Origin of the sequence: Acinetobacter sp. YK3 (assembly GCF_001729365.1) — a bacterium.
GTDB classification, from domain to species: domain Bacteria; phylum Pseudomonadota; class Gammaproteobacteria; order Pseudomonadales; family Moraxellaceae; genus Acinetobacter; species Acinetobacter vivianii.
Genome location: NZ_LZPJ01000127.1, coordinates 1 through 25,235, shown reverse-complemented (window position 1 = coordinate 25,235; position 25,235 = coordinate 1). Strand labels below are relative to the sequence as shown.

General features: G+C 41.1%; 23 protein-coding genes. 7 read left to right on the top strand and 16 right to left on the bottom strand.

Annotated elements, in window-relative coordinates:
- Window positions 1–169: 169 nt before the first annotated feature.
- The 6 genes from A9Z07_RS15335 to A9Z07_RS15310 all read right to left on the bottom strand — a co-directional run bounded on the left by A9Z07_RS15335 (window position 170) and on the right by A9Z07_RS15310 (window position 4,965).
- Window positions 170–1,036, bottom strand: a complete 867-nt coding sequence (locus A9Z07_RS15335; RefSeq protein ID WP_069579747.1) for a cysteine ABC transporter substrate-binding protein — start codon at window positions 1,034–1,036, stop codon at window positions 170–172.
- Window positions 1,037–1,068: 32 nt separating this feature from the next.
- A complete protein-coding gene (locus A9Z07_RS15330) occupies window positions 1,069–1,971 on the bottom strand; it encodes a transporter substrate-binding domain-containing protein (RefSeq protein WP_069579746.1) in 903 nt (300 codons plus the stop codon).
- A gap of 18 nt (window positions 1,972–1,989) precedes the next feature.
- Window positions 1,990–2,721: an amino acid ABC transporter ATP-binding protein gene (locus tag A9Z07_RS15325; protein ID WP_069579745.1), complete on the bottom strand. Its 732-nt coding sequence runs from the start codon at window positions 2,719–2,721 to the stop codon at window positions 1,990–1,992.
- Window positions 2,718–3,389: an amino acid ABC transporter permease gene (locus A9Z07_RS15320; RefSeq protein WP_069579744.1), complete on the bottom strand. Its 672-nt coding sequence runs from the start codon at window positions 3,387–3,389 to the stop codon at window positions 2,718–2,720. Before A9Z07_RS15320 ends, A9Z07_RS15325 begins: the two co-directional genes overlap by 4 nt.
- Complete coding sequence (locus A9Z07_RS15315; protein WP_069579748.1) at window positions 3,379–4,038, bottom strand: amino acid ABC transporter permease; 660 nt, start codon at window positions 4,036–4,038, stop codon at window positions 3,379–3,381. Before A9Z07_RS15315 ends, A9Z07_RS15320 begins: the two co-directional genes overlap by 11 nt.
- A gap of 204 nt (window positions 4,039–4,242) precedes the next feature.
- Window positions 4,243–4,965, bottom strand: coding sequence for a hypothetical protein (locus A9Z07_RS15310; protein ID WP_227516944.1), 723 nt, complete (start codon window positions 4,963–4,965; stop codon window positions 4,243–4,245).
- A gap of 601 nt (window positions 4,966–5,566) precedes the next feature.
- Between A9Z07_RS15310 and A9Z07_RS15305 the strand changes: the two genes are divergently transcribed.
- The 3 genes from A9Z07_RS15305 to xseB all read left to right on the top strand — a co-directional run bounded on the left by A9Z07_RS15305 (window position 5,567) and on the right by xseB (window position 8,527).
- Complete coding sequence (locus tag A9Z07_RS15305) at window positions 5,567–6,925, top strand: amino acid permease (RefSeq protein WP_081406441.1); 1,359 nt, start codon at window positions 5,567–5,569, stop codon at window positions 6,923–6,925.
- Between the two features lie 152 nt (window positions 6,926–7,077).
- On the top strand, window positions 7,078–8,355 hold the full coding sequence (xseA, locus tag A9Z07_RS15300; RefSeq protein ID WP_069579741.1) for an exodeoxyribonuclease VII large subunit: 1,278 nt from the start codon (window positions 7,078–7,080) through the stop codon (window positions 8,353–8,355).
- Complete coding sequence (gene xseB, locus A9Z07_RS15295) at window positions 8,330–8,527, top strand: exodeoxyribonuclease VII small subunit (RefSeq protein WP_004772936.1); 198 nt, start codon at window positions 8,330–8,332, stop codon at window positions 8,525–8,527. The genes xseA and xseB overlap by 26 nt, the downstream gene beginning before the upstream one ends.
- Window positions 8,528–8,942: 415 nt before the next feature.
- Here xseB and A9Z07_RS15285 read toward each other — a convergent pair whose 3' ends face one another.
- Both A9Z07_RS15285 and A9Z07_RS15280 read right to left on the bottom strand, forming a co-directional pair.
- Complete coding sequence (locus A9Z07_RS15285; RefSeq protein WP_004772938.1) at window positions 8,943–9,632, bottom strand: LrgB family protein; 690 nt, start codon at window positions 9,630–9,632, stop codon at window positions 8,943–8,945.
- 11 nt (window positions 9,633–9,643) lie between these two features.
- Window positions 9,644–10,075, bottom strand: coding sequence for a CidA/LrgA family protein (locus A9Z07_RS15280; protein WP_069579739.1), 432 nt, complete (start codon window positions 10,073–10,075; stop codon window positions 9,644–9,646).
- Window positions 10,076–10,185: 110 nt separating this feature from the next.
- On the opposite strand from A9Z07_RS15280, the gene A9Z07_RS15275 reads away from it, so the two are divergent.
- Window positions 10,186–11,103, top strand: coding sequence for a LysR family transcriptional regulator (locus A9Z07_RS15275; RefSeq protein WP_123774940.1), 918 nt, complete (start codon window positions 10,186–10,188; stop codon window positions 11,101–11,103).
- 113 nt (window positions 11,104–11,216) lie between these two features.
- Window positions 11,217–12,068 carry a glutathione-dependent disulfide-bond oxidoreductase gene (yghU, locus tag A9Z07_RS15270; protein WP_069579737.1) on the top strand — a complete coding sequence of 284 codons (852 nt, stop codon included), beginning with the start codon at window positions 11,217–11,219 and terminating at the stop codon, window positions 12,066–12,068.
- Between the two features lie 99 nt (window positions 12,069–12,167).
- Here yghU and A9Z07_RS15265 read toward each other — a convergent pair whose 3' ends face one another.
- The 4 genes from A9Z07_RS15265 to A9Z07_RS15250 form a co-directional block, all read right to left on the bottom strand.
- The gene (locus A9Z07_RS15265; protein ID WP_069579736.1) at window positions 12,168–13,316 is read right to left on the bottom strand and encodes a DUF1624 domain-containing protein; all 1,149 of its coding nucleotides are present in this window, start codon (window positions 13,314–13,316) and stop codon (window positions 12,168–12,170) included.
- A 125-nt stretch (window positions 13,317–13,441) separates the two neighbouring features.
- On the bottom strand, window positions 13,442–14,332 hold the full coding sequence (locus tag A9Z07_RS15260; protein WP_069579735.1) for a LysR family transcriptional regulator: 891 nt from the start codon (window positions 14,330–14,332) through the stop codon (window positions 13,442–13,444).
- A 198-nt stretch (window positions 14,333–14,530) separates the two neighbouring features.
- A complete protein-coding gene (locus tag A9Z07_RS15255) occupies window positions 14,531–15,517 on the bottom strand; it encodes an aldo/keto reductase (RefSeq protein ID WP_069579734.1) in 987 nt (328 codons plus the stop codon).
- A gap of 25 nt (window positions 15,518–15,542) precedes the next feature.
- Complete coding sequence (locus A9Z07_RS15250; RefSeq protein WP_069579733.1) at window positions 15,543–16,727, bottom strand: MFS transporter; 1,185 nt, start codon at window positions 16,725–16,727, stop codon at window positions 15,543–15,545.
- A gap of 300 nt (window positions 16,728–17,027) precedes the next feature.
- On the opposite strand from A9Z07_RS15250, the gene A9Z07_RS15245 reads away from it, so the two are divergent.
- Window positions 17,028–17,522, top strand: coding sequence for a cyclophilin-like fold protein (locus A9Z07_RS15245; protein WP_069579732.1), 495 nt, complete (start codon window positions 17,028–17,030; stop codon window positions 17,520–17,522).
- Window positions 17,523–17,536: 14 nt separating this feature from the next.
- On the top strand, window positions 17,537–18,607 hold the full coding sequence (locus tag A9Z07_RS15240; RefSeq protein WP_069579731.1) for an alpha/beta hydrolase: 1,071 nt from the start codon (window positions 17,537–17,539) through the stop codon (window positions 18,605–18,607).
- A 145-nt stretch (window positions 18,608–18,752) separates the two neighbouring features.
- Here the strand turns inward: A9Z07_RS15240 and A9Z07_RS15235 are convergent, their stop codons facing one another.
- The 4 genes from A9Z07_RS15235 to A9Z07_RS15220 form a co-directional block, all read right to left on the bottom strand.
- A complete protein-coding gene (locus tag A9Z07_RS15235; RefSeq protein ID WP_069579730.1) occupies window positions 18,753–20,465 on the bottom strand; it encodes a fructose-specific PTS transporter subunit EIIC in 1,713 nt (570 codons plus the stop codon).
- Complete coding sequence (gene pfkB, locus A9Z07_RS15230) at window positions 20,452–21,402, bottom strand: 1-phosphofructokinase (RefSeq protein ID WP_069579729.1); 951 nt, start codon at window positions 21,400–21,402, stop codon at window positions 20,452–20,454. The genes A9Z07_RS15235 and pfkB overlap by 14 nt, the downstream gene beginning before the upstream one ends.
- Complete coding sequence (gene ptsP / locus A9Z07_RS15225) at window positions 21,395–24,256, bottom strand: phosphoenolpyruvate--protein phosphotransferase (protein ID WP_069579728.1); 2,862 nt, start codon at window positions 24,254–24,256, stop codon at window positions 21,395–21,397. The genes pfkB and ptsP overlap by 8 nt, the downstream gene beginning before the upstream one ends.
- A gap of 375 nt (window positions 24,257–24,631) precedes the next feature.
- Complete coding sequence (locus tag A9Z07_RS15220; RefSeq protein ID WP_069579727.1) at window positions 24,632–24,970, bottom strand: hypothetical protein; 339 nt, start codon at window positions 24,968–24,970, stop codon at window positions 24,632–24,634.
- Between the last annotated feature and the right edge of the window lie 265 nt (window positions 24,971–25,235).

Below are 25,235 nucleotides of genomic sequence, written 5' to 3'. Positions count from 1 at the left end.
AATAGGACAGCTTTATAAAATAAGATTATCCCTTCATACTGAAGAATAAAATATTAAAGAAAAGCCCCAGCAAAAAAGCCAGAGCATTTTAAATTATTTACCAGAAAAATGGTACTTAATATATAAACACTTAAAACATATACTTTTATAATATTGAAGGTAATTTAAATCATTCAACAATCAAATCTTTAGCAGGAATACCAGCACCATAAACAGGTTTTAAGGTTTTTTCATAAGCTTGATGAATGACGCCCTCTTTAGCCAATTTGTCTAAATCCTGATTTAACCAATCCAGCAATTCTTTATTGCCCTTTTGCACTGCAGGTGCAATTAAATCTTGCTCACCTAAATTGGTAATGCCGACGGTGTAATTTGGATTTTCTTTTGCCCACGCCAACACCAATAAATTATCATGCGCCAAAGCAGTGCCTCGACCATCTTTTAAAGCATCAAAGGTTTCCGTATTCTGCTCATACTTTTGCAACTTAATTTCAGGATGTTGCTTGCTAAAGAAAGAATCTGCTGTGGTGCCCTTATTTACCAATAAAATCTGATCCTTTAACTGGGCAATATCGGTAATCGGTTTATTCTTAGGAGACACCACACCCAAAGCAACCTTCAAATAGGGTTTGGCAAAATCCACCACCTGTTCACGTTCAGGGGTCACCGTGAAATTGGCAAAAATAATATCGACTTTGTTGGCTTTCAGATATTCGACACGATTGGCCGCTTCAGTCAGAACAAACTGAACTTTATTTTCATCACCCAATAAATCTTTGGCAACGTGTTTGGCAATTTCAACATCAAAGCCCTGATTTTTACCTTGAGCATCCAGATAACCAAACGGCGGCTTGTCGCTAAATACACCAATACGCACCACACCGTTTTTCTTGATCTGTTCAATGCTGGAGACCTGTGTGGTAGAGTCCGTGTTCTTTTCAGTGGATTGTGGATTCTTATTACAAGCCGTCAGCCCTAAACTTAGTACAGAAGCCAGCAGTAATTTTTGAATATTTGAAAATGTTATTGTTTGCATAAGTTCACCTATTTTTAACGTTTTAAATTGTGTTATTGCTTGGGAATATCGACATCCAGAAAGATATTCGGATTCACTTTTTCGCCATAAATCGGCTTCAAGGTTTGGTCATAAATCTTTTGAACTTCACCTGTCGTTCTGAGCTGTTTAATTTCATCATTGAGCCAGTGCAATAATTGGGTATTGCCCTTCTTCACGCCTGCTGCGATAAAATCTTGATTGCCAATTTGTGGGATACCCGCCACATAATTTGGATTCTTGGCTGCCCATGCCAGTGCATAGGTACTGTCTTGGGAAATGGCATCCCCCCGACCATCAATCAGTGCATTGAAGGCATCGGTATTTTGTCCAAATTTCAATAAATTAATTTTGGGATAGTTTTTACTGAAATAAATCTCCGAGCTTGAGCCCTTATTTACAATTAAAGTCCTGCCTTCAAGACTTTTAACATCGGTAATGGCTTTGGCTTTTGGAGAGACAATCCCCAAGGAAGCTTTTAAATAAGGCTCGGAAAAATCAACCACCTGTTGCCGTTCTGGCGTCACCGAAAAGCTGGCAAAAACCACATCAACTTTTCCTGACTTTAGAAACTCAACCCGATTGGCAGCTTCCGCAATCACAAACTGGATTTTATTTTCATCACCAAGTAAATCTTGAGTGACACGCTTAGCCAGCGCTACATCAAATCCTTGATTTTTGCCCGCACTATCGACATAGCCAAACGGTGGATTGTCCGCAAATACACCAACCCGCAATACACCATTCTTCCGTATCTGTTCTAGTGAAGTATCTTGTGCTGTGTTTTTAGGTTCAGAAGATGCTGGTTGATTACAGCCCGTCAACACGCCTGCCATCGCTACACAAATGATGCCCAGACCAAACATTTTTGTTTTTGAAGAATGGTGATGTTGCCTAACTGCTAAATTCAATCTCATAAAGTCCCCATTTTCATTTTAATAATTCAAAATATTTAAAAAGGTTTTGGCTCTTTCCGTCTGCGGATGCTGAAAAAATGCCTCTGGCTCGCTTTGCTCGATAATCCTGCCCTTATCCATAAAAATAATGCGGTCTGCCACTTTACGTGCAAAGCCCATTTCATGGGTGACGATGAGCATGGTCATGCCTTCCTGTGCCAGTTTCAGCACCACATCCAGTACTTCCCGTACCATTTCAGGATCTAAAGCTGCGGTTATCTCATCCAGTAATATCACTTTCGGTTTCATGACCAATGCACGGACAATTGCAATCCGTTGTTTCTGACCGCCTGATAAATTGGATGGATAATCATATTTACGATCAAGCAAACCTACTCGCTGCAATAGCTGATCTGCCAGTTGTTCCACTTCTGCACGCTGGCGTTTCTGTGCTTTTAGAGGACCAAGCAAAATGTTATCAATCACATTCATATGCTTGAATAATTCATAGTTCTGGAACACCATTCCGATCTGCTGACGTACGCTATCCCACGGCAAATCTTGTCCTAATCTTCCAATACCTTTGAGATGAATCTCTCCCTCCTGAATCGGTTCCAGCCCATTGATACAGCGCAGCAAAGTACTTTTTCCACAACCCGATGGCCCCAAAATCACCACCACTTCCCCTTGTTGTACCTCCAGATCAATGCCATGCAAGATATGACTTTGTTTATAAAATTTCTGCACATGTTGTATCGATAACAAAGTCATGCGTTCTCCCACACTTTTTCTAAATGCGCTGCTAAAAGCGATAATGGATAACAAATCAGGAAATAAAGAATAAAGATGAAACCGTAAATCCACAGCGAGGCACTTGGGACGGTTAATAATGAATTTTCAATAATCTGCTGCCCGACTTTCAGGACTTCCACCATCCCGATCAGTACCGCCAATGAACTGGTTTTGATCATGCGGGTAAACAAATTCAATGCCCCAGGTGTCACCCGTTTTAAACTTTGCGGGAAAATCACATAAGTCAAAGCCTGTACATGATTTAAACCTATGGCATAGGCAGAATCCCGTTGATGCTGATCAATTGAAGTAATCGAGGCACGAACCAGATCGCCCATTTCCGCAGTTCCCCATAAGGTAAATACAAAAATACACACCCAAAACGATGACAACTGCCAGTTAAACCAAGTTGCAAAACCGAAATAAAAGACAAATAAAAGGACGAGAATCGGCACAATCCGAATGGTTTCTAAATAAAAACGGCAAATAATTTTAATCAGCATATTTTTTGAGGTCATGATCACCCCAAAAATTGTCCCGAAAATGGCAGATAAAAATACGGACAGAAAGGCAATTTCGATGGTTTGCAATAAGCCATACAGTAAACGTTCGATATGGCTCGGTTGAAATAAATACTCAAGTCCCATGGCTCACCTTCCGACTGCGGTATTCCAGATAACTTGTTAAAGCAGATACAGGTAACAAGATAATCAGATAGGCCATGATTAATAGAAATAAAGCTTCCGTGGTTTTGTAATCCATGCCAATCAGGTCTTTGGTCACAAACAACAATTCCACCACTGCAATGGCACTCAAGATCGAGCTTTCTTTAATCAGAAATAGGCAGTTTGCGCCAATCGCAGGAATAGACAGTGATAACGCTTGAGGAAACACCACATATTGAAAGACTTGCACGGCGTTGAGCCCCACACTTCGGGCCGAATCAATCTGCCCTTGGGCAACGGACTGCAAACCTGCTCGGAAAGCTTCTGCCATATAACTGCCCCCAAGAAAAGTCAGACCAATCACACCACAGGTAAAACCATCCAGTTTGATCCCGATCTTGGGTAAACCGTAGTAAAGAAAAAAGAGCTGAATAAGCAACGGTGTATTGCGGGAAACCTCGATATAGATTTTGACGATTTTATTGAGTATCCGAATCTGATAGGTACTGATCACACTACAGATGAGTCCAAGCAGAATAGAGAGTACGATACCAATACTGGAGATTTTTAAGGTCATAAGCATGGCCGCATAAAACTGCGGCAGCACACTGTGTATATACTGCCAATCCAAAGAAAACATCCGAATGAAAAATTGATTCTTTTGATAAATACATTGTTGTTATTTATCTTTGGATGAGTCTAATCTGGTTGAAAATTCACATAAAATATTATTATTTGCTAAGCTTTGCTGAAATTTGGATGATGAGCTATATCTCAATTCAGTTTATAAAAAATTCTGGTAATTTTCCCAGAATTTACAGATTTAACCATTAAATTAAAAGCACAAATAGAACAGAAACATAAATAGACTACCTAGTACCATTGCTATCCAAGATAACATCTTAGAGATAATTCTCTCTTGTTTTAAAAAAAGTGGAGCGACCCATTTATCAACATCTATTTTTTGTAACCATGTTAGATACCTCGGAAAGGTTAGCGTAAATATAAGTGAACTAATCATTACACTAACAAAAGTTGGTCTTTTATAGAAATCAGAACCACCTGTTTTAAAAAACAAGAACCAAAATATAATTTCTGCTATGCAAAGAAAAATACATAAGTACACATTAAATTTAGTCTTAAAATTAGAAAAAAATAATGGCGTTAGTATCCAAAAAGGATATATAAAACCCAACATAAACCTAAAACCATATAAGTCATGTTTCATATCAAAAAAATAATATCGAAGAAATATTAAAAAATAATAAGCAACCAACAAAAAGTAAATTAAAACTCTAACTTTATCAAAACAAATATTATCTTTATTACGTATATACACTTGCTTCAATATACAAAAACCAAGCAAATATGCGACATGAAAATATGTTATATACCAAACAACTAGAGCAACATTATCTACATTAAGTCCAGAAAAGCTATATAGTTCAATAGAAAGCCCTAAATAAAAACCAGAAAAAACAAAAATCAGCCCAAAAGTTGAAAAACCTTTTAAAACAATAGAAAAAGGAGAATCTTTTTCATTTAAATCTGAGTTCATAATCGTTTTCATTCACCTCTTATTTTAGCTCATCTAAATAACTTTATTCTCCAAACGCAATACAGGCTTGGCATAACCATTTCTATTTTCAACTTTTAGAATCAAAACCAATGCTGTGTATAAGACTTTATTTTATCTTAAAATAAAGATGATATCTTTCATCCACCATAACAAGCGGTTCAATTGCCGTATCCCAATTTTTTGCGCCTTGCCTTTACGTTTCTGATAATTCATTTGAGCTTATTGCTGTTCTAATAGCAAATACAATATCCATAAATTGCTGTGAAGATAGCCCATCAAACCTGATTTGCTCAACAAATAGCTCTTCTGTAATTTTTTCATAAATCTTTGGATGGGTATCCTGAATTGATCTTTTGATTAAACTACGAAGATAGAAATCAGCAATAGAATTACATTCAAATTCTGTCCATTGATAGCCTAAAGGTTATTTTTCATTAAATCCAACTATATAAAGATAAAGCATCCCCTTATCAGCAATCTCATCATTATATTTTGCCTCTTGATCATAATCCAATTTTCAAACTAGTCGATCTCCTCGTGATCCATTACAATCACTTCTTTTTGTTCAGCGCAGCGTATTTTGAGTAATTCCTCTCCCCAATTAAAACGTGGGCTTAAAAATCGTCATATCCACCTGATCGCTATGGGCGGTGCGGTGGGTACTGGACTATTTCTAGGTTCTGCTCAAGTGATCCAGTCTGCTGGCCCTTCGATTATTTTGGGCTATGCCATCGTTGGTCTCATCGCATTTCTCATCATGCGACAAATGGGTGAAATGATTGTAGAAGAACCTGTTGCAGGCTCTTTTAGTTATTTTTCACAAAAATATTGGGGAAGATTTGCTGGCTTTTTATCGGGTTGGAATTATTGGGTCGTCTATATTCTAGTGGCAATGACTGAGCTGACAGCCATTGCCAAATATATTCATTATTGGTGGCCACATATTCCTGCGTGGATATCGACTTTATTTTTCTTCGTTGTTGTGACCTGCTTAAATCTAGGCAATGTGAAGTTTTATGGTGAATCAGAGTTCTGGTTAGCCATTATTAAGGTTGTTGCTGTCATTTCAATGATCCTGTTCGGTTTGTATCTATTGCTGACTACTGGTGCGGATTCGACTGCAAGCTTTACCAACTTATGGCAACACGGCGGATTTTTTCCGCATGGTTTCTCAGGCCTATTTTATATGCTGGCCTTTTTAATGTTTGCTTTTGGCGGCATTGAATTAATCGGTATGACTGCTGCTGAAGCAGAAAATCCTGAGAAAAGCATTCCGCAAGCCATCAATCAAGTGATCTTTCGGATTCTGATTTTCTACGTGGCTTCACTGGCTATCATCATGTCACTGATTCCATGGAATCAACTGGATTTGGGTGGTCTGGATAAAAGCCCATTTGTGATGATTTTTAGTCAACTCGGGATTGATTGGGCAGCGCATTTACTCAATTTTATTATTCTAACGGCGGCACTCTCTGTGTATAACAGCGGCATGTATGCCAATAGCCGTATGCTCTACGGGTTGGCTGTACAAGGCAATGCCCCAAAAGTTTTTGCAAAAGTCAGTAAGCAAGGTGTCCCGATGCCTGCGGTGATTTTTTCTTCGATTTTGATTTTTGGCTGTGTATTACTGAATTATTTTGTGCCAGAACAAGCCTTAAGTCATTTGATGTATATGGCCGTTGCTGCTTTGGTTTTAAACTGGGCGATTATTAGCTTTACCCATTTAAAGTTTAAGCGTGCCGTTCAACAACAAGGTCAAACTGTAAAGTTCCCTGCACTGTTTTCACCATTTAGTAATTATCTGGTTTTGGCATTTATCGTGATGATCTTATACATCATGTGGACGCAAGGCTTTAAGGAATCGGTGATTTTAATTCCAGTCTGGATCATGTTTATGTTCGGATTATTTAAATTCTTGAAATGGAATAAATCCCTCTAAATATCTGCCTCACAATACGCATCTACAGCACTCTATAAAAACTGGGGATGCGTTATCACTCAACAAAAATAAATAAAAACAAGATAGGCCTTATTTGTTATCAGGTTAATCCATTTGCTACTATAGCCCTATCCTATCCATCGTCTGATCCAATGTCTGAACCGCAACTCTCTCTGAGCGATTATCTAGCAACGGTACAGGAAATCATTCGCCTGACCTTTGACGAACCTGTTTGGGTAAAAGCCGAGATTCGGAATCTGAGTATCAAAGGTGGGCATTACTACCTTGAACTGGCTGAAAAAGAACAAGACACAGACAAAGTCATCGCAAGTTGTAAAGCCACCATCTGGAAGTTCACGGCTTCAAAAATCGTGCTGAAGTTCGAGCGTGAAAGTGGCATTGAGCTGTCCAGAGATTTGAATGTACTGATTAAAATTAAAGCCCGCTTCGATCCTCAATACGGCTTCTCTGTCAATATTGAAGATATCGACTCAAGTTTTACCCTCGGTGATATTGCCAAACGTTATCAGCAGATCCTTGCACGACTCGGCAGTGAGGGTTTGCTTCCACTGAATAAATCTCTCCCTACGCCGTTTGATATTGAGCATGTATTGGTGATTGCGCCCGAAAATGCGGCTGGATTAGGTGACTTTAAGAAGGATGCCGATGCATTACATCAAGCTGGTGTCTGTGATTTTGTCTATCACAACGCGACTTTTCAGGGAAATACCGCTGCGCACAGCATTATGGAATCGCTAAGCGCAGGGCTACGTCAATGGGCAGCAGACTACAATTTTCCACCTGACCTGATCGTAATCATTCGAGGTGGCGGTGCAGTCAACGATTTGGCGTATTTAAATGACTATGATCTTGCTGCCCTGCTGTGTAAACGCAAAGTGCCGATTTGGGTCGGGATTGGACATGAAAAAGATCGGACTATTTTAGATGAAATTGCGCATCGTTCTTTCGATACGCCAAGTAAGGTGATTGCAGGTATTCGTAATCTGATTTCAGAGCGTTCTGTAGAAGTAATGGAACATTTTCAAACCATTAAATTGCTGTCTCAACATCAGATTACTGCTTATCAAAGCCAGAATGACCAATTGATCAGTCGCATCAAGTCACAGTCTGAAAATCAAATCAGTACCAGCTATTTGCAGCTTCAAGTTGCCAGATCAACACTGCAATATTTTGCCAAGCAACAGCTGAAAACAGCTTCAACTCAAATCGAAACATTAATGCGGGAAACCTTGTTGCAAAACCCGAGAAATGTACTGGCTAAGGGTTATGGCATTGTCCGCAATGAAAATAAAGCGATTCGCTCAATCCATCAAGCGAGTTCATCCCTATCTATTGAAATGCAAGATGGCTATATCCATGCCCAGCTTACCGAGGTGATTGATCATGACGAAGAAAGAATTAAGTTTTAAAGACGGTTATGCCTTATTAAAAAAGAATGCCGAACTGCTCGAAGCACAAGAACAACCTGACATTGATAATTTGATGAAAATCGTCGAAGAGTCAATGACGGCGTACAAAGCCTGTAAATCCAGAGTCGATGCAGTACAACAAGCCTTAAACGAGACATTTAAGGATGACTAGCCATCGTCTGACTATGTTTCATAGCTTGACCTGAAAGGTCAGCTCATTCTTCTGCATTTATATAATACTGCTAACTTCATGATCAATTGGTCTATATTTATAGCGCCATAAGATAAATACTCGGATTCAGGAATATTTTTTTTGATGTAATTCAATCGACTAATATATTCATCAGTCCGATCATCCATGAACAAATAGAAGTGATACCCTTCCAATAAACCATGCTCATTGTTTTCTATGATCTTTGACTTCTCAAAATTAATAAACAGCTCATTAGTCATAAAACTTTTCTATATATCATTGAAGAAATGTAGTTCATAAAAAAGATTATTTCATGTGGTTATGACGAACTTATGAATCAGTTCTCATAATTTCTGTTATCCATCGTTCTATCTAAACCCAGTCAACGAGGTGGTTAGAGTAATAACCACAAATGAATGGCAAATGGCCCAACCAGCACCATCAAAATACCTGCAATCACCATGGTTAAGCTGGCAATCACGCCTTCTTCATTATTCCGTTGTTGGGCTCTCGCTGTGCCAAAGCCATGAGCAGCATTACCGAATGCAGCACCATTTGCCACAGCAGAACGAATTTTGGTGAATGCTAAAATTGCATCCCCACAAATCATCCCAACCAATCCAGTAATCACGGTAAATAGCGACACCAATGCTGCTGAACCATGAATATCTTCGGCTAGAATCATCGCAAAAGGTGTTGAGATAGAACGTGCCATCAAACTGTTGGTGACTTCTGGGCTGAAATGAAAGAGTTGTGCCATCTCATAAGCCGACATCACCCCGACACTCATGCCAACAACAATCGCGATGGATAAAACACCGATATTTTTACGAATAGTAGCGCGATAACGGTAAATGGGTACAGCAAAGGCAACCGTTGCGGGTCCAAGTAAATTGACGATCCATTGCGTATCTTGGGCGTAGGTCTGATAAGAAATACCAAAAATCGTCATTAATATAATCGTGAGCACTGGCACGCTAATCGCAGGTGAAAGCCATAATTTAGGATGTTTCTGATAGAGGCGTTTTGCAACCACATAGGCGACCAAAGTCCAGATCAGACACAGGATTGACCAGATATTCATGTGAAATGCCTTTAGATATGCTTATGCTGGAAAGGTTTACGTGTTTGCAAATAGCTTTTGAGACGATTGTAATAATGAATGGTCAGGCAGGTGCTCAACATCACCAAGATCGTCCCTAGCGCAATACTCAGTACAATCTGCCAGCCTTCGGTCATAAACAGGGTTTTGTACTGAACCACGGCAACAACCACAGGCACAAAAAACAGCAATAATTCACCGAGGACAACCGAAGCGCCCATCGCCACCTGATCCATTTTAATAATCTTTAGGAATAGACAGATTAGCAGCAGCAACATGCCTAAAATCCCTGCGGAGATCGGGACACCTAAATGTTGGTGTAGAAAATATCCCACACCCCAAAAAGCCGCCAGAATTAAAATCTGTTTGACCAATGTGAAGAAGCTGTTTGGGGAAGACGTTTCAGAAACGGAATCAGTGCTCATGACAACAAATAAGATGGTGAACTACATCATTATGTTATCCCAGTACTATTGGCATAATATGAATTATTCATGTTAAAATTATGCAAAAATGGAATAATATCTTATTCATGATGCTTTCATTCAAATCACTGCAATGCTTTGTCACTTTGGTCAAAACCCAAAGCTTTACCCGTACCGCAGAACAGCTCTATCTGACGCAACCGACCATCAGTAAAATCTTGCAGCAGCTTGAGCAACAACTACAAGTACAGTTGTTGGTAAAGCCAGAACATGGCCGCAAGAGACAGGTTGAACTGACGGAAATTGGCCAGCGCATCTATCAACATGCACTCGAACTTTTGCAAGCAGAACAAAATATTTTTCTAGAAATTGAAAACTACCAGCAATTAAAAACAGGCACTTTAAAGTTGGGCGTTCCACCTTTAGGCTCTCAACTGCTGACAACTGCCCTGTTTGATTATCATCAACAATGGCCAGAGATCGAACTTTCCTTTCTTGAAGTCGGGTCCAAAGGGATTGAACAGGCCTTACTGAATAATGAACTGGATGTGGGTGTGTTGTTACACCCTTTCGATCAGCAAATCTTTAATAGCATCGAATTGTGTGATTATCCGTTGATGGTGCTATTACGGCGAGATGCGACATGGGCCACACGCAAGAAAATCAATCTGGAAGAATTACAACATCAATCCTTTTTAATGTTTCCTGAAAATTTCTCGCTCAATCGGATTATTCTGGATGCATGCCAACAACATGGTTTCTACCCAAGCATTGCTTGCCGTACCAGTCAATGGAATTTATTGGCAGATATGGTGCTACAACGTATGGGGATTGCCCTATTACCACAGTATTATACCGACATGCTTGATCCTGAATTATTTGCAGCTATTCCGCTCGAAAAGCCAAACATTCAGTGGCATCTCGCTATGGCATGGAAAAAGAATCTGCCTGTTTCTCCTGCAGTACAGGCTTGGCTTAACGTGATTGATCAACACTTTCAGGTGATTCATTCAAAAGCTGGTGAATAACAGAGCCGTATTATTTATTCAAAATCAGTTAAAGCTTTGCCACAAAAAAACTACCCAATCTTGGATTGGCTGACCTACACTGAATCAATCGATTCGTGACATGGCAAATAATAATGAATGACTCAAACTACATCCCACCCAAAGTCTGGCAATGGACTGGAGACAAAACCGATTTAAATCAGCCAACTTCAGGGAGTCGCTATGAGCAGCAATTACCTGTTGGACAACATCCACTCCAGTTATATTCGCTTGCCACGCCTAATGGGCAAAAAGTAACGATTCTGCTTGAGGAATTACTGGCATTGGGACATACAGAAGCTGAATACGATGCGTGGTTAATTAAAATTGGTGAAGGCCAACAATTTGGTAGTGGCTTTGTTGAAATTAACCCAAATTCTAAAATTCCCGCCTTGGTAGATCATAGCCAAAACCCACCACTTAGAGTGTTTGAATCAGGTTCAATTTTGCTCTACTTAGCTGAAAAATTTAGGGCCTTCATTCCCACTGACATTGCTACACGTACCGAATGTTTGAACTGGTTATTTTGGCAAATGGGCAGCGCGCCTTATATTGGTGGTGGTTTAGGACATTTTTATGCTTACGCGCCAGTAAAAATCGAATATGCCATTAACCGTTTTGCGATGGAGACTAAACGTTTACTGGACGTATTAGACCAACATCTGGCAAAGCACGAATACCTCGCGGGTAATGAATATAGTATCGCCGATATTGCAGCTTTTCCATGGTATGGCAGCGTTGTAAAAGGCTGGGTTTATAATGCGGATGAGTTTTTAAGCGTCAATCAATATAAACATGTGCAACGTTGGGCCGATGCCATTTTGGCACGTCCTGCGGTACAACGTGGGCGTATGGTAAATCGCACTTTTGGCGATTTAGCTAGCCAACTACATGAGCGGCATGATGCCAGCGACTTTGAAACCAAAACACAGGATAAGTTGCAATAAAACAATTAAAAACCTCTTAGCTGGCTAAGAGGTTTTTAATATTCAAATGTTTAATCCAAGTTGATCTAAAGATGATTGAGGAATCTATTTTTCAAAAAACTAAAAATATTTAAGCAAAGGAATATGCTTATTGCGGTGTTTAAAGGAGGAGAATTTCAGCATCGCTGGATATAAAAGAATGCTTAAAATGACCGCAATTCCCCACACTGTAGCCATGTGATCCACGCCATAATAATCTCCATAATTATGTCCCCAAATCCCTACAGCAATGACATATAACGCTTTAAGCACAAATAAATGCACGATGTAGAAGAACATGGGTACAGAGCCAAATATGATTAAAGGCTTAACCCAGTTTTTGGTTTCAACCTTCTGGAGTAAGACCAGAACAATAAGTCCGATACCGACATTCCATAAAATGAAAAATAATGAAGGTGGATATTTGGTCAGGTTGAGAAAACTCATCACAGTTTCACTCCACGTTGGCATCATTTCCCAAGGTTGGTCACCGTAAATGTTAAGCGCCCTTAACACGAGAAATAAAGCAATGCCAATCAAACCAAAAGTGATGAGCATACGATTCTTTTGCTGAGTCGTTTTCGGTTTGCCAAAAACAATGTTGCCAAGACAATAACCTAAAGTAATCACGCCAATCCAGGGCAAGACGGGATACGATGTTCTGACCCGTAGCACATCTCCAAAGTTTATCCAGCCCCGCTCATGTAAGACCAACCATATCCCATTCATGACAGAACCCTGTGCAAATGAAATATTGTCCATTAAATTATGCCCAAAAATGATCAGCAAACTGATGCCCCACAACAATTTTTGCGGCAAGCCAACCAATAATGCCAAGGCAATCATACTAAAACCAATTGCCCAAATGACTTGTAAATAAATTACATCAGGTGGGAACTGGCCTGTCCATGCGAAATTGACAATCAGCAGTTCTAGCCCAATTAAAAATAAACCACGCTTCAATAAAAATTCGCGCGTCATCGCAAGACTATTGTTCTTGGCTTGATAGAGATAAGCAGATAAACCCGTAAGTACCACAAAAACAGGGGCACAAAGATGGGCCAATACTCGGCTAAAAAATAGTGATCCTTCTGTTTCAGAAATAACCATCGGATCTGGGACTTGATGATGTAAGTAGAATGTTTCCCGTACATGATCAACCATCATGATAAGAATCACCAACCCTCTGAGCGCATCAATCGCTTGTAAACGTTGAGATAAAGCAGACATAAAATCAAAAAACAAATAAAGATATGTTATATCATAACAATAAATATAAGGTGAATAAAATAGAGGGTAAAAAATTAGGAGATATTAAAGTAGCTATACGAAGTCAGTTAATTTTATTGATCTGATTAGATTCTCAGTAAATCAATCACAAGCCTGAATGCAGAAGATTGTTGTCTGCGGTGAGGATAATAAAGATGGTAACCTGAAAACTGGATACTATATTCCTCCAGGACCTGAACTAAATCACCCTGCTGAATTTCTTTTTCTACCATGTCTTTTGGAATATAGGCCAGTCCCATACCCGCCTTCACAGCTTGGGCAATATCAAAACTTTCATTAAATACCCATTGCGGATTAATCTTAACTTTAAATTCCTGTTTTTCTTTTTCAAATTCCCAAGCGTAGATTCCACCTTGGGTCATTAATCTAAAACCAATACATTGATGCTGGTCTAGATCTTTTGGGGTTTGAGGCATTCCATGTTGCTGGAAATATTCAGGTGTTGCAACCACAGCCATTTTAACATCTTCGCCAATACGAACGGCCACCATACCATCAGCGACACGACTACCAAATCTCACTCCAGCATCAAAGTGCTCCGCCACAATATCGACCATCCCATTATTGGCACTGAACTCTACTTCAACATCTGGATAAAGATGCGCAATTTTTGCCAGTTTTGGAATCAGGATATGTTGTATAGCATGGCTGCTGGCATTGATTCTCACTCTACCTGCGGGTGTATCCCGAAACGTATTGAGTAATGTCAATTCATTGTCAATCTGGTCAAAGCTGGCACTAATGGTTTGTCTTAAACGTTCCCCAGCTTCTGTGGGTGAAACACTCCGTGTCGTCCTGTTTAACAATAATATTCCCAATCGCTCCTCTAAACCCCGAATCGTATGACTCAGGGCAGATTGAGAAACCCCAAGTTTGCCCGCCGCCTTGGTAAAGCTTCCTTCTCTTGTTACCATTAGAAAAGCATGTAAATCGTTATAATTTTCTCTGCTAATCAAGGCTGTTTCCTCATCAAATTCATTTTTTCAGTATATGTATCGCCCACTCATTCTGGACTTTATATTGAATCTATTATTCATAAAATACACGCATAACTCTATTAATTTTTACACACAGACCTTCTGTTCTTTTGCTTATGAATCATGTCCATTAAAATAAAAAATGCCCCGTTAGACCAGTATCTAACAGAGCAATTGTTACCAAGCATAGGCCTGCGGTGCTTCTCCACAAGGCGGCCAGATCTCATCAAGTTTTGCCATTGTTTCTACTGAAAGCTGTATATCCAATGCTTTGATATTTTCCTGTAACTGCTCTACGGTACGAACGCCACTAATCACGGAAGTCACAGCAGGTTGATGTAATAACCAAGCCAAAGCGACCAATGCAGGGCTTTGGCCTAGTTCAGCACACAGAACTTCATAAGCTTCAAGTTGTGGGCGCAGTGCTTGGATTCTCTGTTGTAGTGCTGGGGTTGCTCTACGACTACCTTGTGGAAGCTCATCAAAAACCCCACCTAATGTGCCCATACCTATCGGACTCCATGGAATTAAACCAATACCATAATGTCGTAATGCCGGGATCACTTCCAGTTCAATACTACGTTGGGTCAGGTTATACAGACTTTGCTCTGATACTAAACCGAGCTGATGACGAGCATTGGCCGTACATTGAGCAGTGGCGATGTCCCAACCAGCGAAATTACTACTACCCACATAAGTAATTTTACCCTCACGGATCAACTGCTCCATGGCCTGCCAGATTTCTTCCCATGGTGTATTTCGGTCAATATGATGCATTTGATAGAGATCAATATGATCTGTTTTTAAGCGCTTCAAACTGGCTTCACAAGCACGTTTGATGTGATACGCAGATAATCTTCGATCATTTGGGCCTGTATCCATCGGTTGATACGCTTTGGTTGCCAAAACAATTTTATCTCTACGCCCGCCTTGAGCTAACCAGCGACCAATAATTTCCTCCGATGTCCCAAAACCCTTTTCCATATCGGGTGATTGTGGTCCACCATACACATCTGCGGTATCAAAGAAATTAATTCCTTTCTCTATCGCCTCATCCATGATTTTAAAACTGGTGGCTTGATCAGTTAACTCACCGAAATTCATTGTTCCTAAAGTAATACGGCTAACTTTTAATCCAGTACGCCCCAAATAAGAATACTGCATAAATAACTCCTTAAGATATCAATTGTTATGCCGCTTTCAAACGTGAAACCCAAATTGTTAAAGCAGCAGAAATAATTAAAAGAATTGCACTCATCGCAAAAGTTGTCTGATAGCCACTATGATCAAATAATAGACCACCAACAGTTGAACCCAATGCGATACATAGCTGAACAATGGCGACGAATAATCCCCCGCCTGCTTCTGCATTATTCGGGAAAGTCTGGGCAATCCAGCTCCACCATCCCACAGGTGCGGATGTTCCAAGCAGGCCCCATAGCCCTAGCATCACGATGACCAAAACGGTCCATGTTCCAAAGCCAATTAATGTGAAAGCAATGGCTGCCATGAGAAGTGGAATAGCAATTAAAGTTCCGTAGAAATGACGTTTTAATGCAAAACCAATTAACAGCGTACCGACAAAGCCCATAACCCCTATCACGAACAGGGTAAAAGATAATGTAGATACATTGGTCTGCGTCACCGTTTCCAGAAATGGACGGATATAGGTATACAGCGAGAACTGCCCCATAAACAGCAGACCCGTTGCTAGCATGCCAACCAAGACAATGGGCTGCCGCAACAGATGAAGTATCCCTGCTGATGAGCTGGAAGTAGAAGCTTTGTTTTTTAATGAGGGAAGGCTGATCCATTGCCAGATAAAAGCAAGTATCGCAACAGGTACCAAACAAAAGAATGCACCACGCCAGCCAATCATTGCCCCCAAATAGCTTCCCAGAGGTGGTGCCACTACCGTTGCCAAGGCATTACCACTGTTAAAAATTGCCAAGGCTCTCGGCACTTGGCTGTTCGGTACAAGACGAATCGCTGTTTCTGCCGACATCGACCAAAAGCCCCCCACAACTACACCAATTAAAGCCCGACCAAACATGTAGAACCAATAATTGGGAGCAAGTACAACCACCGCTCCTGAAACTGCCATTAATGCGGTCAAGGCAAGCAGTAAGATTTTACGATTGATGCTGCCTGCTAGACGTGAAATCGATAGACTGGTGATAACCGCAAATGCACCTGAAATCGCAATACCATATCCAGCCAAGCCTTCCGTAACACTTAAATCTTTGGCAATCGGAGTTAATAAACTGACGGGCATAAATTCGGAGGCGATCAATGCAAATACACACAAGGTCATGGCAAATACGCCACTCCAGTATGCGGGCTGCTGCTCTATCTCGGAAGATTGAGATGTCATAGGCTCTCTCTATAAAAATCAGACAGCCATGATAAAGATACCGCATCACCTGAATAAGTACCTTTCCACGAATAGAGTTATGAGCCTAATTCATCAATTAGGATTCAATAAAGCAATTTCTTCAGAATAAAAATTATTTCAACCCTGAATTTATGAATGAGATTCATAGGACTATACCGTTTTTAGGGGCTAATCCTTGGTCATCTTCGCCTTTATACTGATGAACAAATCATTTCAGCAGACAAATTTGGTTCATGCTGACGTTTAAAACGTTAACTGCCACCTGATTGGGAAAACAACATGATGCAAGAAATTAAACCTGACTTTCCGGTTATTGGTGGCGTTGCTCTGCTTGTCCTGACACTTGGGATCACTGCATCTACAGAAGCAAAAACCAATGCAGAACAAGCTGCTTCACAAAAGGTTTCCAGTATGAATATTCGTTTTGATATTGAAGGCTTAGCTCAGCCAGAATTTGTTCGTTTAAAAGATTCACCAACTACACGGGACTTTATCAGACAGCTTCCTCTTACTTTAGAACTGACTGATTACGCAGCAACAGAAAAAATTGCCTATCTGCCCGAAAAACTGACCTCACAGGGAGCACCAAAGGGACACCCAGCCAAAGCCGGCGATATTGCCTACTACGCCCCTTGGGGCAATCTCGCGATCTTTTACAAAGACTTCGATGGTGTTGCCAACAATCTCATTTATCTGGGCCAATTTGAGACTTTGCCAAAAGTATTTTCAGGCAATAAGCCCTTTAAGATCACGATCTCAATCGATTCAAAATAACAGGAATGAACCCAATGTCTTCTGAAGCACCTGCGACATCACACAATTTTATTAAAAAATCTTTTGCTATTCTTAGCCTGAGTATTGGAGCGTTAGCTATGAACCAAGGCGCATTGGCCAATGAGGAATTAAAACTAAACACCAAATGGGACAAGACTTTTGTGCAAAGTAACAAAGTCGAGCATCAGAAAGTGACTTTTAAAAACCGTTATGGCATCACTCTCGCTGCTGATCTGTATATCCCTAAACATGCTAAAGCTAAACTTCCAGCGATCGTGGTTGGTGGTCCATTTGGAGCTGTAAAAGAACAATCTTCTGGACTCTATGCACAAACAATGGCGGAACGCGGTTTTATTACGCTTGCATTTGATCCATCGTATACAGGTGAAAGTGGTGGTGAGCCACGTAATATTGCTTCTCCAGATATCAATACCGAAGATTTTAGTGCAGCGGTAGACTTTATCGGGCTGCAACCTAAGGTTGATCAAAATCGTATCGGAATGATCGGCATCTGTGGTTGGGGCGGTATAGCACTCAATGCGACTGCGGTAGATAAACGTGTCAAAGCCGTTGTTACAAGCACAATGTACGATATGACCCGAGTGATGTCTAAAGGATATAATGACAGTGTCACACCTGAACAGCGTAACAAAACCCTAGAACAACTCAGTGCTCAACGTTGGATCGATGCAAAAAATGGCGAGCCAGCTTCTCAATCACCTTATAATGTATTAAAAGGTGGCGAGGCCCAATTCCTAGTCGATTATCATGATTACTATATGACGCCTCGTGGCTATCATCCTCGTGCAGTCAACTCTGGCAATGCCTGGTCAGTGACGACACCAATTTCATTTATGAATATGCCAATTTTAACGTATATAAAAGAAATCTCACCGCGCCCTATTCTTTTTATTCATGGTGAAAAAGCCCATTCACGCTATTTTAGTGAAACAGCGTATGAAGCAGCAGCACAACCGAAAGAACTCTATATAGTTCCAAATGCCAATCATGTTGACCTGTATGACCGTGTTGACATTATTCCGTTTGATAAGATGACTCGTTTCTTTAATCAAAACTTAAAGTAAATATGATTTTAGCCAAGTTAAGTGAGCTTCATTTGGCTTTTCTAAAGCGCTTTCTCTCGCAAATACAATGCAATTCTTAATAAAAAAGGTAGATCATTGTGCCCAACAATCTACCTTATATATTCTAACGGATAGGAAGCAACACCTAGGCAGCCTGTACCTCAACCACTTCACGGCGTTTTAGTAGCGCATAAATTACACCTGTAATACAGCTTCCAATCGCAATGGCTGCAAGATAGAGCCAAGCATGACTAATCGCATTGGGAATCAGCAACACAAAGATCCCACCATGCGGTGTTACCAATTCACAATGGAACAATGCAACCAATGCACCAGTCACCGCCCCACCTGCAATACAAGCTGGAATGACCCGAATCGGATCTTTGGCAGCAAATGGAATCGCCCCTTCAGAAATAAAGCATAGCCCCAGCACAAATGCGGCCTTACCTGCATCTCGCTCACTTTGGTTGAACTTTTGTTTAGCCAATAAAGTTGCAATCGCCATCCCAATCGCAGGCACCATTCCCCCAGCCATGGTTGCAGCCATCGGCATATAGGTATTGGTGGTCAACAAACCGACTGTAAAAGCATAAGCGGCTTTGTTAATCGGGCCACCTAAATCAATACACATCATTGAAGCCAGTACGATCCCCATCAGCACGGCATTGGTGGTTCCCATATTGTTGAGAAAATCTTTCATCATCTCAAAAATTTGCGCGACAGGATGTCCCACGATATAGAACATGATCAGACCGACCGATAATGTTCCCAATAAGGGCACAATTAAAATCGGCTTCAAGGCTTCCAGACTGGTTGGAAGCTTAATTTTTTTGGCAAGGAATAAGGCAATATAACCTGCTAAAAAGCCAGCAACGATCCCGCCCAAGAAGCCCGCATTTAATTGAGTTGCGATAAGGCCACCAACCAAACCTGGTGCCAAGCCTGGACGGTCAGCGATTGAATAAGCAATATATCCAGCCAGCATCGGTACCATTAAACTAAAAGCAGCCGCACCAATTTGCTTTAACACAGCGGCCAGACTTCCAGCCTCCTCAGCCGCATTCAGTCCAAAACAAAGGGATAGCGCGATGAGCAAACCACCCGCTACCACCATTGGCAACATAAACGACACGCCAGTTAAAAGGTGTTTATAGACACCTGTTTTTTCTTTATTGGTATCTTGATTGATCTTTTGACTATTTTGTTTAGACGATTCTAAGACCTTGGCTTCCGTCATTGCTTCTGCAAAAGCCTTATCAGTTTGTTTCAGTGCAAAGCCTGTCCCGCAACGATAGACACGTTTTCCGACAAAGCGATCTGTATTGACCTCAATATCCGTGGCTAAAATCACAATGTCCGCAGCAGCAATCGCCTCATCGGTCAGGATATTTTTAGCGCCGACTGAACCTTGTGTTTCGACCTGAATGCGATAACCCAATTTGGCTGCACCCTGCTGTAATGCTTCCGCAGCCATAAAAGTATGTGCCACACCCGTAGGACAAGCCGTCACCGCAACAAAATTCTGTGCCTGATGCTGATCAATGGGTTGTGTTGCCAATTGTGCAACCGTCGTGGTATTACTCAAAGCATCCTGCAAAGACTGCTCGGCATCATCCATCGCTTGTGGGAGTGAAATGGTTGCAACAGCATAATCATTGAAAGCTTCAAGTTGAGATGGTGTCTGCCCAATAAACACAACCGTATCAAAATCTTGTTCAGGAAGCTCATCCTGCACAGAAATGATCGCACTGTCATAGCCTTGCAGTTTCGCAATCTGCGCCAGTTTTTTTGCCAGAATCAACGCATTGACATACTGTTGCGAATTGATCACAAATAAAAGAGATTTAATTGTTTGCATCAGACTTATCCAGAGTGTTGATCATGGTTTGTTGTTTTAGCGCTTCCAATCGCTCATGTTCAGGCACACGAAAGCCGATTTGACTCACCGCATGACTGGCAATGGCCGTAGCAGTTTTTAGGGTTTGCTCAGGTGTCATTCTACTTACCAGACCATGCACCATGCCTGCCAGTAATGAGTCGCCAGCACCCACGGTACTTTTTACGGTGACTTTAGGCGGGCTGGCATGCAACGCCTGTGCGGGATTAATCCAGTTAACCCCTGCCTCGCCCATCGAAATGACAATATGTTCAATATGACAATTTAAGCGCTGGAACAAGGCAATTTGCTGTGAAAACTGTTCTACAGACTCACCAAAACTTTCCTGTAACTCATCCGTATTCGGTTTAATCATCCATGGATTCATTTCAATCGCAGCAACCAGCGCCTGTCCACTGCTATCAATTGCAACGTGCTTTTGCTGTTTGTGTAAGATAGAAATTAAAAACTTGAAATCATCTATGCTAAAGCCCTGTGCAAGGCTCCCAGCAATCACCACATAATCAACGTTTTGGCAGCATGCCTCAATACGCGCAAAGAATGCTTTTTTGTCATGTTCAGACACCAGAAAACCTTTCGCATTAATATCAGTCATTCGTCCAGACTGTTCTGCAATCTTGATATTCTGACGGGTTTCGCCCTCAACATAGACAAATTGGTTATCAAACTGCATCGCTTGAAAATGCTGATCAAACAAGGCTCGATTCTGTTTCCCCAAAAATCCCGACACAATCAGGTCATGCCCAAGATCATGCAGCACTTGTGCAACATTGAGTCCCTTACCCGCAGCATGATATTGCACCTGTTGCTGGCGATTAACCTCACCCAAGCGCAATTGATCTAGTTCCAGCGTGACATCAATTGCAGGATTTAAAGTAATTGTTAAAATTTTAGCCATGCTTCAACTCCACCAAATCACGGACTGCTGTGGCACTTTCACACTGTAAAGCGCATTGAGCAAGCTGCTGGCAATTCTGATAATTCAAGGTACGAATTTGTGCTTTCACCAATGGAATGCTGGATGATGACATACTCAGTTCATCGACACCCAATCCAAGTAAGATCGGGACAGCCTTTGGATCAGCGGCAAGTTCTCCACACACGCCTACCCATTTCTGATGAGCATGCGCAGCCCGAACGGCTTGATCAATCAATAATAAAATACTTGGATGCAAACCATCGGCTTCGGCAGACAATATGGGATGTCCACGGTCAATTGCCAGCGTATATTGAGTTAAATCGTTGGTGCCGATACTGAAGAAATCCACTTCTTTTGCTAATAATGGAGCCAGCAAGGCCGCTGAAGGCACCTCAATCATGATCCCCACTTGAAGATTTTCACATGGATATTCGGCTAAAACCTCATCCAGAATATGCTTGGCTGCCCGCCATTCTTCAATCCGCCCAACCATTGGAAACATAATCCGTAAAGCACGACCATCCGCTGCTTTTACTAGAGCAATCAATTGTTGACGCAATAGCTGCGGTTTCCGTAAGGTCAGTCGAATCCCGCGTAAACCAAGAAATGGATTTTCTTCGGCAGCAATCGGTAAATAAGGTAGAGGTTTATCACCACCAACATCCAGTGTCCGTACCACCAATGGACGCCCTGCAAGGGTATCCAGCACATGACGGTATTCTTTTTCCTGTGTAATTTCATTCGGCGCCTGACGATGAGCCATAAACACCAGTTCGGTCCGCAATAAACCAATCGCCTCTGCACCATGATCGACAGCTTTTGCGGTATCCAGAATCTTACCAATATTCGCTGCAATCTCGACCTGATGCTGATCCACAGTCACTGCTGCTTCCTGACAATGGCGTTCCGCTTCCTGACGTCGCAGTTTCTGTTGCTCACGCTCGCGAATCGCTTGTTCGATCTGCTCAGGCGTTGGATCAATATCAATTGCGCCTGTATCCCCGTTAATCAATACCGTGGTTTGTGCCTCAATATTTAGAATCTGCTCACCCGCACCAACAACAGCAGGAATTCCCAATGCACGTGCCACAATCGCACTATGTGCCGATGCACCACCAACCACTGTTAATATCCCAGCAACGCGGTCTTTGTCTAGCCGTGCCACATCCCCAGGCCCAAGATCATGCATCACCAGAATATAAGGTTGCTCAGGTTCAAGCTGCATGACTTCATCACACAGCACAGTTAAAACCTTGTCACCAATATCTCTTAAATCGGCTGCACGTTCTGCCAGCAGCGGATCATTCAGCGCTGCCTGCGTTTGTGCAGCCTGTTCAATATAGTCATGCCATGCAGCAGCAGCCGTTAGATTCTGATTTAAACCTTGATGTACCTGCTGGATCAGATCTGGATCATCCAGCATTTCCAGATGTGCCTTAAAGATTTGTCTAATCTCATCAATTTCGGTTTTTAGAATCAGTTGGTGAATAGTGTTTTTGACACTATAAAGAGCGATTTCTAGTTTTTCTTTTTCTGCCTTAACGTTGTGTCCAAAACGTTCATATTGAAACTTTTTCGGTTTAATCACATGCGCTGGGCCAAAGGCAAGCCCCGAAGATGCAGCAGTTCCCTGCGCAGGCAAATCGGTCTCAAGAATTTCTTCCCATGCAGTTTCTGCCTGAACAAGTGAAACTGTTTCAGTTTGCTCAAGCGCTTCAACCTCTTCGCCCAAACCATTTTTAACGGCCTGTACAATCGCAGTTAATCCTTCGACGGCATCGGTGTTCGGCTCAGCAATAAAGGTCAGAGTCTGTCCATATTGACAGCCCAAAGCCAATAATTTGGTCAGACTTTTGGCAGACACATAAGGCCCACCGTCTACCGCAACCTGAATGTCACCTTTAAATGTTTTACTGATATTGACCAGTTGTGTGGCAGGACGAGCATGCAAACCATGTTTATTGGCAAGCACTACAGGTTGATAAGGCCAGTCTGGAATAATTTCTGCACCAATCAGCTTGGCTATTTCATGACGACTTTGTTCAGATTGAAGTTGCTGTTGAATATTTGACTGAAATAGAAGATCAATTAAATGATTCAACTGTACGGTATCAAGTTGCTCATGCTGGGCAATACAGATTAGAGTTTGTATTTGCCCCTGTGCAAAATTCAGCATCTGATCGGATTTCACAATACTGACGGCGGCTTCTAAAACGTAATTTTTCCCTGAAATCGTCCAGATGGCATCCTGAATCTGAATCAGGTTTTTAGGATCTAACTGGCTAATGAAACCCGCTTCAACCAGTTTTTGTTGTTTTAATAACTTGGTTGCTGCCCAGAAAAAATCATCAATATCTTCAACCTGCGCCTGTGTCTGAATTAAATTTTCGTGCAAAACCAAAGAATCTGGACGAACTTGCAAAATATCAATAATTTGCTCAGGCGTAGTTGCCGTTTGCACCTGAACACTGACATCATGATTTAAAGCACGAGTCAAGATTTGCAGAACCTGTAAATGCTCATCTGATTTTGCAGCAATTACCACAGCCAAATAAATTTTATGTTCACCATCCCACACCACTCCTTCTGGAAAATGCGCAAGTCGAATCCCTGTTTCTTTAATAAACTCACGCGATTGAGGGGTACCATGAGGAATAGCGATTCCTTGGCCTAAATAGGTTGCGCCCTGTGCTTCACGAGCCTCTAAGCCAGTTAAATATTCAGCCGTTGTTAATTGATCTTCAACCAGAATATTAACTAAACATTGTAGTGCTGTTGCCTTATCCTTGGCACGCAGATTCATATGTACATGCTTTGGCTCAAGTACAAACATAAAGTGTCCTTCAAAAAGTTGAAACCGTTGTTTTTAATTTAAGATGAATAAAGGAAATATAAACCAAGCCCATCCATTTCCCTACATTCTACAATAAGCTTTTTGATTCTCGTTTTAACAGTCACAAATCTTATGAAAAACAGACTAAGTTGATCATCTAATCTACTGTTTGAATTATTAGAAGATGACTTGTTTCTTGAAATTGCGAAAATCAGAAAAAATAAGCATGAGTAAAAACAAAAGTTTTTCGAATTTTGTCGAGCAGTAAAAGTTAAATGAATAAAATAATTAATTGTTTTAATGCTATTTTTCGCCCAAAAAATCAATCAATGATTTTTATTTTATACACAAACTCTTATACATTTCATAACGATATCAATGTACTTTGATATCTGCTTCTGATAAATAGGCTTTCTTGGTGGTCTTATTCCACAAACAAAGCTCTTGACCCATTTTATTTTTCATGTGCGCTTGCGGATATTGACCTTGAATCAGAAGTGCTGAATATCCAACGCGATCATCAAACAACATAACATTACTCGCTGGCTTGGCATTTTTAAGCTGGCTGGCTTTTACACAGGCCGATTTAATGTCCTGATCATGCTTTTTCCAAGCCTGCTCCGAACTGGCAAAAGTCACGCTAGCCACAGCAGAACTTACTACAAAACCCAAAACAGAAAGATATTTTAAAAAGCGACGGTTTCTTATTGCCATGATCATTGTCCTGTAAAGTCGAATGCCTTGATCTATACTGAAACAATCTTATGGGAGAATCTAGCAATTTATACATGTTGTAACAGCACATCTTCAGGATTACACATATCTCTCAACAGCGATTCGAACACGAAATGGAATTCATTTTTTTTGTTATGCCAAGGCTATGAGATATTTGAAAAGAATCACACTGAAGGATTTTTGCAGACAAAAAATAAGCCCTTGTAATAACAAGGGCTTATTTAGATATTTGGCGGAAGCGGTG

Bases quoted from the DNA above. Each gene is read 5' to 3' on its own strand.
- A9Z07_RS15335 (WP_069579747.1), bottom strand. From the start codon at position 1,036: ATGCAAACAATAACATTTTCAAATATTCAAAAATTACTGCTGGCTTCT.
- A9Z07_RS15330 (WP_069579746.1), bottom strand. From the start codon at position 1,971: ATGAGATTGAATTTAGCAGTTAGGCAACATCACCATTCTTCAAAAACA.
- A9Z07_RS15325 (WP_069579745.1), bottom strand. From the start codon at position 2,721: ATGACTTTGTTATCGATACAACATGTGCAGAAATTTTATAAACAAAGT.
- A9Z07_RS15320 (WP_069579744.1), bottom strand. From the start codon at position 3,389: ATGGGACTTGAGTATTTATTTCAACCGAGCCATATCGAACGTTTACTG.
- A9Z07_RS15310 (WP_227516944.1), bottom strand. From the start codon at position 4,965: ATGAACTCAGATTTAAATGAAAAAGATTCTCCTTTTTCTATTGTTTTA.
- xseA (WP_069579741.1), top strand. From the start codon at position 7,078: ATGTCTGAACCGCAACTCTCTCTGAGCGATTATCTAGCAACGGTACAG.
- xseB (WP_004772936.1), top strand. From the start codon at position 8,330: ATGACGAAGAAAGAATTAAGTTTTAAAGACGGTTATGCCTTATTAAAA.
- A9Z07_RS15285 (WP_004772938.1), bottom strand. From the start codon at position 9,632: ATGAATATCTGGTCAATCCTGTGTCTGATCTGGACTTTGGTCGCCTAT.
- A9Z07_RS15280 (WP_069579739.1), bottom strand. From the start codon at position 10,075: ATGAGCACTGATTCCGTTTCTGAAACGTCTTCCCCAAACAGCTTCTTC.
- A9Z07_RS15275 (WP_123774940.1), top strand. From the start codon at position 10,186: ATGCTTTCATTCAAATCACTGCAATGCTTTGTCACTTTGGTCAAAACC.
- yghU (WP_069579737.1), top strand. From the start codon at position 11,217: ATGAATGACTCAAACTACATCCCACCCAAAGTCTGGCAATGGACTGGA.
- A9Z07_RS15265 (WP_069579736.1), bottom strand. From the start codon at position 13,316: ATGTCTGCTTTATCTCAACGTTTACAAGCGATTGATGCGCTCAGAGGG.
- A9Z07_RS15255 (WP_069579734.1), bottom strand. From the start codon at position 15,517: ATGCAGTATTCTTATTTGGGGCGTACTGGATTAAAAGTTAGCCGTATT.
- A9Z07_RS15250 (WP_069579733.1), bottom strand. From the start codon at position 16,727: ATGACATCTCAATCTTCCGAGATAGAGCAGCAGCCCGCATACTGGAGT.
- A9Z07_RS15245 (WP_069579732.1), top strand. From the start codon at position 17,028: ATGATGCAAGAAATTAAACCTGACTTTCCGGTTATTGGTGGCGTTGCT.
- A9Z07_RS15240 (WP_069579731.1), top strand. From the start codon at position 17,537: ATGTCTTCTGAAGCACCTGCGACATCACACAATTTTATTAAAAAATCT.
- A9Z07_RS15235 (WP_069579730.1), bottom strand. From the start codon at position 20,465: ATGCAAACAATTAAATCTCTTTTATTTGTGATCAATTCGCAACAGTAT.
- pfkB (WP_069579729.1), bottom strand. From the start codon at position 21,402: ATGGCTAAAATTTTAACAATTACTTTAAATCCTGCAATTGATGTCACG.
- ptsP (WP_069579728.1), bottom strand. From the start codon at position 24,256: ATGTTTGTACTTGAGCCAAAGCATGTACATATGAATCTGCGTGCCAAG.
- A9Z07_RS15220 (WP_069579727.1), bottom strand. From the start codon at position 24,970: ATGGCAATAAGAAACCGTCGCTTTTTAAAATATCTTTCTGTTTTGGGT.